This is a genomic window from Flavobacterium kochi (genome assembly GCF_048286715.1).
Classification (GTDB): Bacteria; Bacteroidota; Bacteroidia; order Flavobacteriales; family Flavobacteriaceae; genus Flavobacterium.
The window spans coordinates 62465-76145 of the sequence record NZ_JBLVPW010000011.1 but is presented as its reverse complement, the minus strand read 5'-3'; the positions used below and the strand labels follow the sequence as shown (position 1 = coordinate 76145).

The 13681-nt window shown below is 35.0% G+C and carries 14 protein-coding genes; 10 read left to right on the top strand and 4 right to left on the bottom strand.

What is annotated here, in order from left to right:
• Positions 1–38: 38 nt before the first annotated feature.
• From menD to ACNQGH_RS11450, 3 genes are all read left to right on the top strand, one after another.
• On the top strand, positions 39–1700 hold the full coding sequence (gene menD, locus ACNQGH_RS11460; RefSeq protein ID WP_417956146.1) for a 2-succinyl-5-enolpyruvyl-6-hydroxy-3-cyclohexene-1-carboxylic-acid synthase: 1662 nt from the start codon (positions 39–41) through the stop codon (positions 1698–1700).
• A gap of 87 nt (positions 1701–1787) precedes the next feature.
• Positions 1788–2129 carry a DUF2853 family protein gene (locus tag ACNQGH_RS11455; protein WP_417956145.1) on the top strand — a complete coding sequence of 114 codons (342 nt, stop codon included), beginning with the start codon at positions 1788–1790 and terminating at the stop codon, positions 2127–2129.
• 381 nt (positions 2130–2510) lie between these two features.
• Positions 2511–3365 (top strand): CvfB family protein, encoded by an 855-nt coding sequence (locus ACNQGH_RS11450; RefSeq protein ID WP_417956144.1) that lies wholly within the window; start codon positions 2511–2513, stop codon positions 3363–3365.
• Positions 3366–3718: 353 nt separating this feature from the next.
• Here ACNQGH_RS11450 and ACNQGH_RS11445 read toward each other — a convergent pair whose 3' ends face one another.
• Positions 3719–3844: a hypothetical protein gene (locus ACNQGH_RS11445; RefSeq protein WP_417956143.1), complete on the bottom strand. Its 126-nt coding sequence runs from the start codon at positions 3842–3844 to the stop codon at positions 3719–3721.
• Positions 3845–4092: 248 nt separating this feature from the next.
• Between ACNQGH_RS11445 and ACNQGH_RS11440 the strand changes: the two genes are divergently transcribed.
• The 7 genes from ACNQGH_RS11440 to ACNQGH_RS11410 all read left to right on the top strand — a co-directional run bounded on the left by ACNQGH_RS11440 (position 4093) and on the right by ACNQGH_RS11410 (position 11338).
• The gene (locus tag ACNQGH_RS11440) at positions 4093–4923 is read left to right on the top strand and encodes a 1,4-dihydroxy-2-naphthoyl-CoA synthase (RefSeq protein ID WP_417956142.1); all 831 of its coding nucleotides are present in this window, start codon (positions 4093–4095) and stop codon (positions 4921–4923) included.
• Positions 4924–5008: 85 nt separating this feature from the next.
• Positions 5009–5524: a PH domain-containing protein gene (locus ACNQGH_RS11435; protein WP_417956141.1), complete on the top strand. Its 516-nt coding sequence runs from the start codon at positions 5009–5011 to the stop codon at positions 5522–5524.
• Positions 5524–7038, top strand: coding sequence for a PH domain-containing protein (locus ACNQGH_RS11430; protein WP_417956140.1), 1515 nt, complete (start codon positions 5524–5526; stop codon positions 7036–7038). The genes ACNQGH_RS11435 and ACNQGH_RS11430 overlap by 1 nt, the downstream gene beginning before the upstream one ends.
• A 62-nt stretch (positions 7039–7100) precedes the next feature.
• Positions 7101–8051, top strand: coding sequence for a 1,4-dihydroxy-2-naphthoate octaprenyltransferase (gene menA, locus ACNQGH_RS11425; protein ID WP_417956139.1), 951 nt, complete (start codon positions 7101–7103; stop codon positions 8049–8051).
• Positions 8052–8085: 34 nt separating this feature from the next.
• Complete coding sequence (locus tag ACNQGH_RS11420; RefSeq protein ID WP_417956138.1) at positions 8086–8763, top strand: metal-dependent hydrolase; 678 nt, start codon at positions 8086–8088, stop codon at positions 8761–8763.
• Positions 8764–8906: 143 nt separating this feature from the next.
• Entirely contained in the window at positions 8907–10115 is a 1209-nt protein-coding gene (locus ACNQGH_RS11415; RefSeq protein WP_417956137.1) for a tetratricopeptide repeat protein, read from the top strand.
• 176 nt (positions 10116–10291) lie between these two features.
• Entirely contained in the window at positions 10292–11338 is a 1047-nt protein-coding gene (locus ACNQGH_RS11410; protein ID WP_417956136.1) for an o-succinylbenzoate synthase, read from the top strand.
• A gap of 6 nt (positions 11339–11344) precedes the next feature.
• On the opposite strand, the gene ACNQGH_RS11405 is transcribed toward ACNQGH_RS11410, so the two are convergent.
• From ACNQGH_RS11405 to ACNQGH_RS11395, 3 genes are all read right to left on the bottom strand, one after another.
• On the bottom strand, positions 11345–12427 hold the full coding sequence (locus ACNQGH_RS11405; RefSeq protein WP_417956135.1) for an AI-2E family transporter: 1083 nt from the start codon (positions 12425–12427) through the stop codon (positions 11345–11347).
• A 122-nt stretch (positions 12428–12549) separates the two neighbouring features.
• Positions 12550–12996 (bottom strand): DUF1572 family protein, encoded by a 447-nt coding sequence (locus tag ACNQGH_RS11400; RefSeq protein ID WP_417956134.1) that lies wholly within the window; start codon positions 12994–12996, stop codon positions 12550–12552.
• A complete protein-coding gene (locus ACNQGH_RS11395; protein ID WP_417956133.1) occupies positions 12986–13465 on the bottom strand; it encodes a nuclear transport factor 2 family protein in 480 nt (159 codons plus the stop codon). Before ACNQGH_RS11395 ends, ACNQGH_RS11400 begins: the two co-directional genes overlap by 11 nt.
• Between the last annotated feature and the right edge of the window lie 216 nt (positions 13466–13681).

Here is a 13681-nt window from a genome sequence, read left to right as displayed (position 1 = left end):
TTGCAACTTTGTATCTTTGCCCCTTTGAAACGAAAAAAATGATTTACCCCAAAATACCTTTAGCGCAAAGCATTATTCAGATTTGTTTGGCCAAAGGAATCACCACCATAATAATTTCCCCAGGTTCACGAAATGCACCATTAACGATTGGTTTTGTGAGTAATCCGGCCTTTCAATGTTACAGTATCGCTGACGAGCGTGTTGCAGCTTTTTTTGCACTTGGAATTGCACAGCAAACTAAACAGCCAGTAGCTTTGGTTTGTACATCGGGTTCTGCATTGCTGAATTATTATCCTGCTTTTGCGGAAGCATTTTACAGTCAGATTCCTTTAATAGTACTATCTGCGGATAGACCACAAAGCAAAATTGATATTGGTGACGGACAGACCATCCGGCAGGAAAACGTGTTTTTAAACCATTCTTTATACAATGCCAATTTAAACGAAGTTGTTTCAAAAGCAAATGATTTCAAAATAAATGAAGCGATCGATTTTGCCTTGCATAAAAAAGGACCTGTTCATATCAATGCGCCATTTGAAGAGCCTTTATATGAAACCGTTTCAGAGCTGTCGGTGGATGTCATGGTGAATAATTTTGCAAATTTAAAAGCATTGGAGACCGTAGGGAATATCTCTGAGTTTGCTGCCATTTGGAACAATTCGACTAAGAAAATGATTTTAGTTGGCGTCAACGAACCCAATTTAATTAGTGAAAAAGCAATCGCTGCATTGGCTGAAGATGAATCGGTTGTCGTTCTAACAGAAACTACGTCTAATTTGCAGCATCCTTCATTTATAAACAATATTGACACCATTATTACCCCTTTTACCCATGAAGATTTTGAGGATTTTTGTCCGGAAATTTTGGTGACTTTTGGAGGAATGATAGTGTCTAAACGAATCAAGGCTTTTTTGAGAAAATACAAGCCAAAACACCATTGGCATATTGACACTCTAAGGGCGTATGATACTTTCAATGCATTGGCTAAACATTTTGAAATTAATCCAAATACGTTTTTCGAAGCTTTTTTACCTTTAACGGAAGGGGTGAAAAGCGATTATTTTGAGAAGCTGGAAGCGGTGAAACTTTTGAGAAGGCAAAAACATGAAATGTATTTGGAAAAAATTCAATTTTCAGATTTTAAAGTTTTTGAAAAAGTAATTCAAAGTTTACCAAAAAACAGTCAATTACAAATCAGCAACAGTTCGGCGATTCGTTATGCACAATTGATAGCGATTGATTCTTCGATTGAAGTGTATTGCAATCGGGGTACCAGCGGAATCGACGGAAGCACATCCACCGCTATTGGTGCGGCTGTAGCCAATAAAAAGCAGACGGTCTTCATAACTGGCGATATTGGATTTTTGTATGACAGTAATGCCTTGTGGAATAGTTACATTCCGAAAAATTTTAAAATAATTTTGATTAATAACGGTGGTGGCGGGATATTTAGAATTTTGCCGGGACATGAGGAAACTCCTGTTTTTAATACTTTCTTTGAAACATCACATGCTCTTACTGCAGAACATTTGGCTAAAATGTATGGTTTTGAATACAGTGTTGCCACTGATGAAACGAGTTTAGAAAACAGTTTGAACGCTTTTTATGCTCAAGGCGAAAAGCCAGGTATTCTGGAAATTTTCACACCAACAGTAGATAACGACAGAATTTTGTTGCAGTATTTTAAAGAATTAGTCTAATTATTTTATTGATTCGTTAAAATGCATAAATAAATGTTTAAATTTGAGAGAGTTAAAAAATAACAATCAAATATTAAACTTTTATTTATGAGTGCAAGAGACGAGTTAATTGTAAAGTATGCAGCCGATTTGAAAGACAAATGTGGTGTTAATCCTGATATGGATTTGTTGACAAAAGTAACAGTTGGTTGCGGTCCGTCAATTTATAATGCAGATTCGGCGACAGTTGCCGGAACCCAGCAATCTGAACTGGACACAGTGAAAAACAATTTTTTAATTAAGAAATTAGGACTTGCTGATGGAGCTAATCTGGATGCGGGAATTGATGCTGTAATGGAAAAATACGGTCGTTCCAATAAAAATAAATACCGGGTCGTGGTCTACTATTTATTGGCTGTTCACTTTAAGAAAGAGAGTATTTATAATTAATAATCGATATAAAAATGAAAAGCGTCTTTGTTGGCGCTTTTTTTATGATTTTTTTTTTTAATGATTGCTTAAATTTTGCAGACGAAAGATTTTTTTACTTCCTTTAGTTCAAATTCAGACAAATCGATTAACGCAGTTTTTTGGAATATTTTTTCTATTTCATCACCATTTATGAAAATACCTCAATGTTTTTATCCTGATTTTATCGAAACATAATGCGTAATTAAGTTCTACTATCAAATGTAAGGATTTTTCTTGCCGCAGTCAGAGACTTTGAAAGCGCCACAAATTAGGGGAATTTGGACTTTGTTTATTTGTCAAATGTTTCCTAATTTACTATTTTCAAACTTCGTACCTTTGCACTTTAGAAATTGAAAGAAAATGATTGAAATAGGAAAATACAATACACTTACCATTTTGCGCGATACCAAAGTGGGTTTGTTTCTGGGGAATCCAGAAAAAGATCCGGAAGGAATACATGATATTCTTTTGCCTAACAAGTACGTTCCAAACGAATTTGAAATAGGTGAGGAGCTGATTGTTTTTGTGTATTTAGATCACGAAGAAAGACCCGTTGCCACTACATTAGAACCTTATATTCTACTGAATGAATTTGCACTTTTGCGTGTGAATTATACCAATCAGATTGGTGCTTTTATGGATTGGGGAATGGAAAAAGATATTTTGGTTCCGTTCAAAGAGCAGGCACGTCCGATGGAAAAAGGAAAACGTTATTTGGTTTATCTTTATATGGATGAAAAAACCAATCGTTTGGTTGCTTCAAGTAAGACTAATCAATTTCTTAAAAATGAAGAACTTACCGTTGAGAAAGGGGAGGAAGTAGATTTGATTGTTTCTCATATTACTGAAATAGGAATTAATGTTATCATCAACGAAAAGCACAAAGGCTTGTTGTATAAGGATGAAGTATATGATGACGCGATTCGTACAGGAGACCGTATGCGAGGTTATATTAAAAACATCAGACCTGATAATAAAATTGATGTTTCACTGCAAATACAGGGGTATCAAAGTATAGAACCCAATGCCGAGAAAATTCTGGATGAGTTAAGAGCCAGTAGAGGTTTCTTGCGTTTAACGGACAATTCACATCCGGAAGACATTAAAACGGTTTTGAAAATGAGCAAAAAAACCTTCAAAAAAGCTATTGGTGCTTTGTACAGGGAAAAATTAATAGAAATCAAGGAAGACGGAATTTATCTGGTTAAGGAATAAAAAAAAAGAAAGACTAACCGTTACGATTAGTCTTTCTCTTTTTATTTTGTTTTGGACTCTTGAAATTCAAAACAAAAATAAATCTAATTCATTCTTAAAAGTATATTTATTCACTTTTATAATTAATAGCATCCTTAATACTACTTTAAAATATTGATTCAAGTGCAAATTACTTTTTCAAATGGTTTGTCTTTAAATGTCCAAACACTTGCTTATTAGCTAAGAATTAATTTCACATTAAAGCCATTGGTTTTGTATATATATTGAAAGATTATCTTCCTGAAATAACTGTATTGTTAGACTCAACTTATTTATTGAGTGGGAATGCGAATCTTTATTATAAACCGTAGGTGTTACTCTTTATTTTTTACTATTGGGGCAAATGGCCTTCTCATTAACTCATTTATCGTGGTGTCAGAAATAGTATTGTAATTTATTACCGTCGAAAAAGGAGCGACAAAATTTTTAATTGTATTCAAAAAAAACATTTTTTAGGTTAATAAATCAGTGAAGTAATCAAACTAATCAAATTATATTTTGCTGATTAGCAATATTTAAAATTAAGGATTATTTTTTTTAGCAACTGTTAATATTTTGTTTTTTTTTATTTTTTTAACATTTTCGATTGTTTAATCAGAGAAAGATTACCATAAGCTTCTCTAAAATAGAATAGATAAAATGTAAAAAATGATTTAATTTTACACTGAAATAATTTAAATCAATTGTAATGGATTGGATCACTGTCAAAGAATACGAGGATATAACCTATAAGAAATGTAATGGCGTTGCCAGAATAGCTTTCAACAGACCGGATGTGCGTAATGCTTTCCGACCAAAAACGACTTCTGAACTGTACAATGCATTTTACGATGCCCAGGAAGATACCTCTATAGGTGTCGTTTTGCTTTCTGCAGAAGGACCTTCGTCTAAAGATGGAGTGTATTCTTTTTGTAGCGGTGGCGATCAAAATGCACGTGGTCATCAGGGCTATGTGGGGGAAGATGGACAACATCGGTTGAATATACTGGAAGTACAACGTTTAATTCGATTTATGCCTAAAGTTGTCATCGCTGTAGTTCCAGGTTGGGCGGTGGGCGGCGGACACAGTTTGCATGTAGTGTGCGATTTGACTTTAGCGAGTAAAGAACACGCGATTTTCAAACAAACTGATGCTGATGTAACGAGTTTTGATGGGGGGTATGGTTCTGCGTATTTGGCGAAAATGGTAGGGCAGAAAAAAGCCCGTGAAATTTTCTTCCTCGGACGCAATTATTCCGCTCAGGATGCTATGGATATGGGAATGGTTAATGCAGTGATTCCGCATGCTGAACTGGAAGAGACTGCTTATGAATGGGCGCAAGAAATATTAGGCAAATCACCAATGGCTATTAAAATGCTAAAATTCGCAATGAATCTTACGGACGATGGAATGGTAGGACAGCAGGTTTTTGCTGGTGAAGCGACACGCCTTGCTTATATGACCGAAGAAGCTAAGGAAGGCAGAAATGCGTTCTTGGAGAAAAGAAAGCCCAATTTCGAAAAAAAATGGTTGCCATAAATCTATAATTAGTGTTCCGTTTTTATTCTCAAAAGAATCATATCAAAAGAATTGTCTTAGTTTCTTAAAAAAATAAACAGTCTACATGGAAAATTTCAGCAACGAAACTATAGATGTTACAAAGCTTCCTAAATTTGAGGAAGTGCCCTTTTTAAGTTTGAAAAAATCCTACTGGAAAGTGATTTTGATTAATTTGGTTGTCCTGTTTTTGCTGATGACAATCGCTTTGGGATTTGCGCTGTTGAAGATGGATGAATTGGCGGGGTATCAATTAGAAATCAGTAGTGCTTTTGCATTCTTTATCCTGATTTTTATTTTCTTTTCACGCGTAAGTTTCAAGAAAAAAGGATTTGCTTTCAGAGAGCATGATGTGCTTTTTAGATATGGAATAATAGCAACGAATACTATTGTAATTCCTTATAATAGAATACAACATGTGGCATTACATGAAGGGATAGTTTCACGTTACTTTGGATTGGCTAAAATTGAAATTTTCACCGCCGGAGGCAGTTCCAGTGATATAGAAATCCCAGGAATTGAGAAAGAACAAGCAGAAAATATCAAACAACTCCTGATGGGTAAAATACAGAAACAACTGTAATGCGGGTCGATTTTAGTCAACCGCAAAGACAATCTGTCGTTGGTGTTTTGGTACTTTTTTTTGATACCGTTCGTCATTTTGGTAAAGCACTTTGGCCCATACTGGTCGTTTGGTTTTTTAAATTTAAAGAGCTAAATCCTTTGTATTTGATTGTAGGGGTATTGAGTGTTTTTCTGATTTTTGGAATTATCGCTTATCTAAAATATTTGAATTTTACGTTCTTTCTGGATAAAGAAAATCAGGAGTTTGTTATTACGGAAGGTGTTTTAAATAAAACAAAAACAACGATTCAGCTTAATAAAATTCAGCAGGTAACGATCAGGCAGTCCTTTGTTCAGAAAATTATCGGAGTACATGCATTAGATGTGGATACCGCTGGAGCTACTAAAACTGAAGTGGCAATCAAAGCTATTTCGCATGATTTAGCTTTAGAGTTGAAAGCGCATTTGTTAGAAAATGAAACGAATAAAACAATAGTGGTTTCAGATGAAATTCATGCTGAAATACAAGGCAATACTATTGGTAAAGAAGGATTTCCGTTTATAAAAATAAGTTTTTTAAGCTTGTTAAAAGTGGGGATTTCAACTAATTATGTAAAGAGTTTTTTTATTCTATTGGCTTTCTTTTTTACGCTTTATGATAATATCAAACGTATTTTTGGAGAATCTAGCATTGATGAGTCTAAAATTGATTCTTATTTCAAGACGAATGTGATGACGGAAGTCATTCCAATTGCTGTTCTCATGCTGTTCCTTGTTATTCTGGCAATGAATGTAATACGAATGGTTTTTAAGTATTTTGATTTTAGAATCACAAAACAAATCGGTTCGTTGCTGCTCTCCTTTGGGCTGTTAAATACAAAAAGTACGATTATCAAACCAGAAAAAGTTCAAATTGTGGCTGTTTCCAGTAATTATTTTCAGAAGAAAATGAATATACTTGAAATGAAAATCAAGCAGGCGACCAGTGGAGAAAGGCAAGAGCGCAAGAGTGTTATAGAAATACCTGGTTGTAATGAATTCGAGCACAATGAAATTTTAAAATTGTTGTTTAATATAATTCCCGAAAAAGGAGCGGTGTTAAAGCCTAATTTCCGTACTCTTGGATTTTCTATATTTCTCACAATTGGTTTACCTTTGTTTGTGTTTTATTTTTTGCGGGATGCTGTGGTTTTACAATTTCCTACTTTAGATATCCTGGCTGCTTTTTATGTTGTATTTGTTGGAGTCATTCAGTTTTTTAAATATAGAAATAGCCGTCTTTTTATCAATGATCATTTTGTTATTAAGCAAAGTGGAGCATGGGATATTAGTAATGAAATTATAGAGCCAAGTAAAATTCAAGCCATTACAACATCGCAACTTTTTTGGCACAAAAACCTAAATATAGGTTCCATAACGTTGCATACTGCTGGAGGAAATATCACTTTTCAGTTAGGAGATTATGTAAAAATTAAACAATACGTCAATCTTTGGTTGTACGAAATAGAAACTTCCGATAGTAATTGGATGTAGTTAAAAAGAGTAAAATTGTTTTAATCTTACTCTTTAGATTTTAAATAAAAAAAATAAAAAAAATGAAACACTGGATTGAAGCCGCTCGTTTACGAACATTACCATTATCAGTATCAGGAATAATTGTTGGAAGCATGTATGCTTTGGCACACCCCACGGAGGCCATATTAACCCCAACAGAAGTTTTTAACTGGAGGCTCTTTGGCTTTGCTATACTGACAACACTTGGATTGCAGATACTTTCTAATTTTGCTAATGATTATGGCGATGGGATGAAAGGAACTGATAACGAGGACAGGGTAGGTCCAAAACGCGCCATACAAAGCGGCGTTATTACGCCCGAAGCTATGAAGCTGGCCATTATAATCACCTCGGCATTGACGTTGCTTTCGGCGATGCTGTTAATTTATTATGCATTTGCGGATACAAATTTATGGTATTCCTTATTCTATCTGGTTTTGGGTATTCTGTCTATTGTGTCTGCAATTCGCTACACAGTAGGAAATACGGCTTATGGCTATCGTGGTTACGGTGATTTATTTGTATTTGTTTTTTTTGGTTTAGTAAGTACATTGGGAGTGAATTTTTTGTATTCAAAACAACTGGATTTTGAATTGTTTTTACCTGCAACTGCTATTGGATTATTGAGTGTCGGAGTTTTAAATCTGAATAATATGCGGGACGAAGCATCGGATAGAAAATCAAATAAAAACACTATTGTCGTAAAAATTGGCGGAGCCAAAGCTAAAATATACCATTATTTTCTAATTGTTTCAGCGATGATTTTGGTGTTGGTTTTTGCAATTATAAACCATTTTCACTTTGATCAATACTTGTTTTTACTTGCGTATATCCCTTTAACTAAACATTTAATTACTGTTTATAAAAATCACAGTCCTAAGGAGTTAGATCCGGAATTAAAAAAATTAGCGCTAAGTACTTTTGCACTTTCTGTGTTGCTGGCATTGTGCATGATTTTCTTCTTTTCGGATTTGATCGTGAATAATTATTAAACTTACAATTAGTCTATTTTTAAATTTAATTCAAATGAAAATAACATTTTACGGTCACGCATCCTTAGGGGTCGAAGTTGGAGGCAGGCACATAATTGTAGATCCTTATATTTCTGCTAATCCAAAAGCAGCGTATATTGAGATTGATACTTTGAAAGCGGATTATATTTTGTTGACACATGCGCACGGTGATCATATTTTAGATGTTGAGACAATCGCTAAAAGAACCAATGCGGTCATCGTTTCTAATGCTGAGATTGCAGGTCATTATGGTGCAAAAGGTTTTCAGGTGCATCCCATGAATCACGGTGGTAGCTGGGATTTTGACTTTGGAAAATTAAAATATGTAAATGCTGTTCATTCCAGTTCTTTTCCTGACGGCAGTTATGGAGGAAATCCGGGCGGATTTGTTATCGAAGGCGAGCATAAAAACGTATATATCGCTGGGGATACTGCACTTACTATGGATATGAAACTCATTCCTGTGCGTACCAAACTTGACTTGGCGATTCTTCCTATCGGCGATAATTTTACCATGGATATTGAAGATGCTATTGTTGCTTCTGATTTCTTGGATTGCGATAAAATTCTAGGATATCATTACGACACTTTTGGTTATATCGAAATTGATCATGAAGACGCCATTCGTAAATTTTTCAATAAAGGAAAAGATTTAATGTTGCTGGAAATAGGAAGTTCCCTCGAGTTGTAATTTTTTATTTGAAGATAATTCAAAGTACGATCATCTGATAAAATAATGATAAAAGGATTTTAATTGCGAACGAAGTTCCGTAAACTTAGGTGGAAACAGAAAGAAAGATGAAGTAATCCTGGCAAAAAAACGTTAATCAAGAAATGAATATTCAAAAAATAGCTTTACTGGCAATCTCAATTATTTCATTCCAATCTGGTTTTTCTCAAAAAGACGGGTATTGGGATAAAACCCGCGCTACAACAGAAGAAATGACGGTCTCGGCGAGAGACAGGATTGTGATAAAAACCCAGGATTTCCCTGAAGGAACAACTGAAGTTGTTTATAGAATAACGCTTTTGGATAAAAATCAGCAAATGGCAAACAGTTTGGTTTCTGTTTTAAAAGCAATTCCCGACCCGACTGGAATTAGTCAGGGTTCTGCAGGAGCGGTTTTTATTTTGTCTAAAATCTCTGGAGATGATAAATGTAAGTACGCAGTTTTTTCCAGCGCCGACCTCGCCACAAAATATAAAGAAAACGCAAAAACTGATGACGCCTGTTTGGTTCAGGATACTCCGGTAAGTAAAGATGCCAAACGACTTTCCACTGAGAAGTCGGCTTGTATGAAATCCAATTCAGGGAATTTATGGTTTGGTTTTGAAAGTAAAAACTGGATTATGAATCAAAAAGTCATTCTTGAAGTGGTTCCATGGGTAGATAATACGCTCAGTCGGGGTTGGACTCTTGAAAATAGAAAGCAAATCATTGATCAGTGCAAAACATCGAATATGGCTCAGAAAATGGCTAATTCGGATGATTTTTGTGTCTGTATCCTGGATAAAATCCAATCTAAATATAAATTCAGGGAATTTCAAAAATTATTAGCGATAGAGCGTTCTAAGGCTTTTAAAGACTTTGGCAATAGTTGTTTTAACGAAACAGGCGCTTCTGGTGCAGTTTATAATGGTTTGCGTAAGCAAGCGTCGGATTTAGTGAAACAGGGGCTTTATGGAGCTGCAATCGCTAAATTGAATGTGGTAATTAATAATAACAAGGCGACGGCTTTGGATTATAATGCCATTGGGAACATTTATGTTTTGACCAAACAATATGGGAAGGCAATAAAATTCCTAAAAGAAGGAGAGCAACTTGATGATTCGGAATTGTTGATAAAATTGAATTTGGCGCACGCTTTCTTATTAAATAATAACTATTCCTCTGCAAAAGCTATTTACAAAAAATATCAGTCCCAAAACGTAACGGATAGTTTGAGCTGGACTGAAAAAGTAAAACAGGATTTTGAAACTTTCAAAAAAATGGGGATTCAAAATGATGATTTTGAAAGAGTTTTGAAGTTGATGGTGAAATAGGGGGATGTTTAACTATTGAAATTATGTTTTTTGAACAGTAATCAGCGTCTCTGTTTTTTTATTTTGTGTCTTTTTTGGATTTTCGGAACTTCTTATTTGAAATGGATTAAATCAGGATTCAAATGAAGTTGCGGCGTTTTACCATTAATTATTTTATTTACTATTAACTATTTTCTTTGAAAGCAACTTACCATAAACACATTCTCAATTTCAAACGTCCATCAGGAACTTCCCGTGGTGTTATGACCGAAAAAGAAACCTGGTATATCGTCTTGGAAAAAGACGGTAAAAAAGGAATAGGGGAATGCGGAATTCTTCGTGGGCTGAGTATTGATGACCGGGCTGATTACGAAGAAAAATTGCAGTGGACCTGCGCTAATATTCACTTGGGAAAAGACCAGCTTTGGGAAGCGTTACTGGAGTTTCCTTCAGTGCAATTTGGAATGGAAATGGCATTCCGGTCTTTAGGGAGTGAAACTCCTTTTTTGCTCTTTCCTTCGGACTTTACAAACGGTGTGCAATCCATCTTAATAAATGGTTTGGTTTGGATGGGTGAGGAGTCGTTTATGAAGCAGCAGATAGAGGAAAAATTAGCAGCTGGTTTTCGATGCATTAAACTCAAAATAGGAGCGATTGATTTCGATAAAGAACTGCGGTTATTGCGGTTTATTCGGCAACATTTCACTCCCGAGCAAGTTGAAATTCGCGTCGATGCAAATGGCGCTTTCGATGAAGATTCAGCTTTAGATAAATTGATGCAACTATCTGAATTTAAGTTACATAGTATTGAACAACCGATACGTAAAAATCATACTGACAGTATGGCAGAACTCTGTAAAATCACACCTTTTCCCATTGCTTTGGATGAAGAGCTGATTGGTGTGTTTACAGCGGCAGAAAAAGAGCGGTTGTTGCAGGAAATCAAGCCTCAATATATCATTTTGAAGCCTAGTTTTATCGGTGGTTTTCGAGGGACACAAGAATGGATATCTTTGGCTGAAAAGTATAAAATTGGCTGGTGGATTACCTCGGCTTTGGAAAGTAATATTGGGCTGAATGCCATTGCGCAATGGACCTTTTTGCAACACAATTTGATGCCGCAGGGATTAGGAACCGGAGCGCTCTTTACCAATAATTTTGATTGTCCGCTGGAAGTTTCAAAAGGACAATTGTGGTATAAAAAAGAGATGGGCTGGAAGTTTGATTTTGAGCTTTTGCAGTAGGTTATTTCAAGTTTTATTTTTTTCGCCATCTCCCAGTAAAACGGACAACGACTTTAAGCTTGGCGTACGGTCCGCAATCAGTTTTATGATACTGATGAACGGAATGAATACGATCATTCCTGCAGCACCCCATAAAATGCCTCCCACAATTACCATAATTATGATAACAAGTGTGTTTATTTTCAGACGGCTACCAACAGCAAAAGGGAATATAATGTACGCTTCAAGCACCTGAACGAAAGAAAAGACTAAGATGACTCCTAATGGATACCAAATTGAATTATAGGTTATCCAGGAAACGGCAATTGGTAACAGCGATGATATCATTATGCCTACATAAGGAATGAAGGTCAGGATTGAGGCTATAAAACCAAAGAGAAAAGGATGCGGCACTCCAATAATTAATAGTCCGACACTGTTTAAAATTCCCACAATAAGATAGACCATCAACATGCCTTTTATAAAGTTATAGTACGCATGAATAGTTTCTAAGAGGATTTCATGAATGGTATTTTTTTTCTTTGGAGGAAAAAGTTCATACAGTGCATTCGATAACATTTGACGGCGATACAGTATAAGTGCAGAAAAAACGGGAATCATTAACAGGTAAAATAGAGACTCTGATACGGAATATGCGGTATTTCGCAGCAGGGAAAAAGCTTCTGAACCGGAATTATCGAGCGTGTTTTTGACGAATTCGGATTGTTTTTCAATACTAATATCAAATCTTTCAAAAAGAAAAATACTCAATTGATTCATAGTGTCCGTAAGTTTTGTCCGTAATGATTGCCATTCCTGCAGGAATTCTGAGAACTGTGCAAACAATAAATAAATTACGGATCCCACCAGAAGTGTCACCCCTAGAATGCAAATAAGAATGGCAACGCCTTTATTAATTGCTTTTGTTTCCAGCCATTTACAAATGGGATACATAATAAAACTGATGAGTAATGAAAAGCTCAACGGAATAAAAAGCGTTTTACCAAAATAGAGAATCAAACAGGACAATACTATAAATTGAAGAATTTCTAAAACAGAATATTTTCTGTCGGATTGAAATGGGACGGGTCTTTTAGAAGATGGTATCATACAAATTTGTATTATAACAGTTATTTCTTGTCCTTCTTTAGCTTTTTATTCTAAATAGTAGTTGTGATTATGCAGTAATTAAAAACGAATAGTATGCGTAAAAATTGCTTGTTATTCTAATTTTAAGCGTCCAATAAGCGCCTGTGGTAATTGATTTGCCCTAAATGATAGGCTAGGTGAGTCGTCAGATGAATCAGCATAAACTCAATTGAAGTCTTGGTGTCAAAGACTAAAATTGGAAATTCCATTTGTAATTCTTCTTCCGATAAGTTGGTTAGCGCATTGTTAACGACCACAATAGTTGCCTCGATTTTGTTTATTAGTGCTGCTCTCGGAATGTCTTTTTGTGAAAATTCTAGTGGTCTGTTTCTGATGTAGCCTGTTTTTCCAAATTCGGCTCCAATATAGGTATTGAGGTTCCCTACCAAATGCAGGCAAAGATTGCCGGCTGAATTAGCTATTCCTTTTTCAATGTGCCAAATTTGACTTTCATTTTGGTATAGCTCTATTTCTGCTTTAAGCCGATTTAAATCTCTGTTGAATAGCGATTTTAAAGTTTCAATTAGCATGTTTATTTTCTTTATATTTTTTCAATGACAACAACGCTTGCTGGTGTATTTTATTTTGGAAATAACCCGTCCATCCCAATAAACATCCTTTAATTCCAAATGCCTGTTTGGACCATTTCCAAATATCAAAATCATCTGTATGCTTGATAATTAAACCATCTTTAAACTGAAATTGCGCCTGAATTTCATTTACCACTTTTCTGTTAGTTTTGCTAAAATTATAGGTGGCAATCCATCTGGCGGAACCAATATATTCATCTGCTTTTACAGCTGAGAATTCAATTTTTGTATTTCCTTTGCCTTTTTCAATCAACATTTTCCACATTTGACCAACATCCTTTTCTTTCAATAGACCGAAGACAGGATCGCGAAACTGTATTTTTGAATCATAGCACTGAGACATCGTTGCAGCATCAGCATTATTAAAAGCAGTGTAGAACTTGATTAGGGTTTTCTCGTTGGGGGTCATATTTACAGCAAGTGAATAGTAAAAATAATATTTTTTTTGTTAAAATTGAGGTTTTTAAATGGTAATATGAAAAAAAAATAAATGCAATAATTCCTTATTTTGAAAAACTAAAAACGTTTGTCTATTGAAATTCATCGGTTTACACGGATTTATGGATTTTAGATTTAAACAAAAAAAGAGGATAGACTTTTAAGTTCTATCCTCTTTTGTAATTTA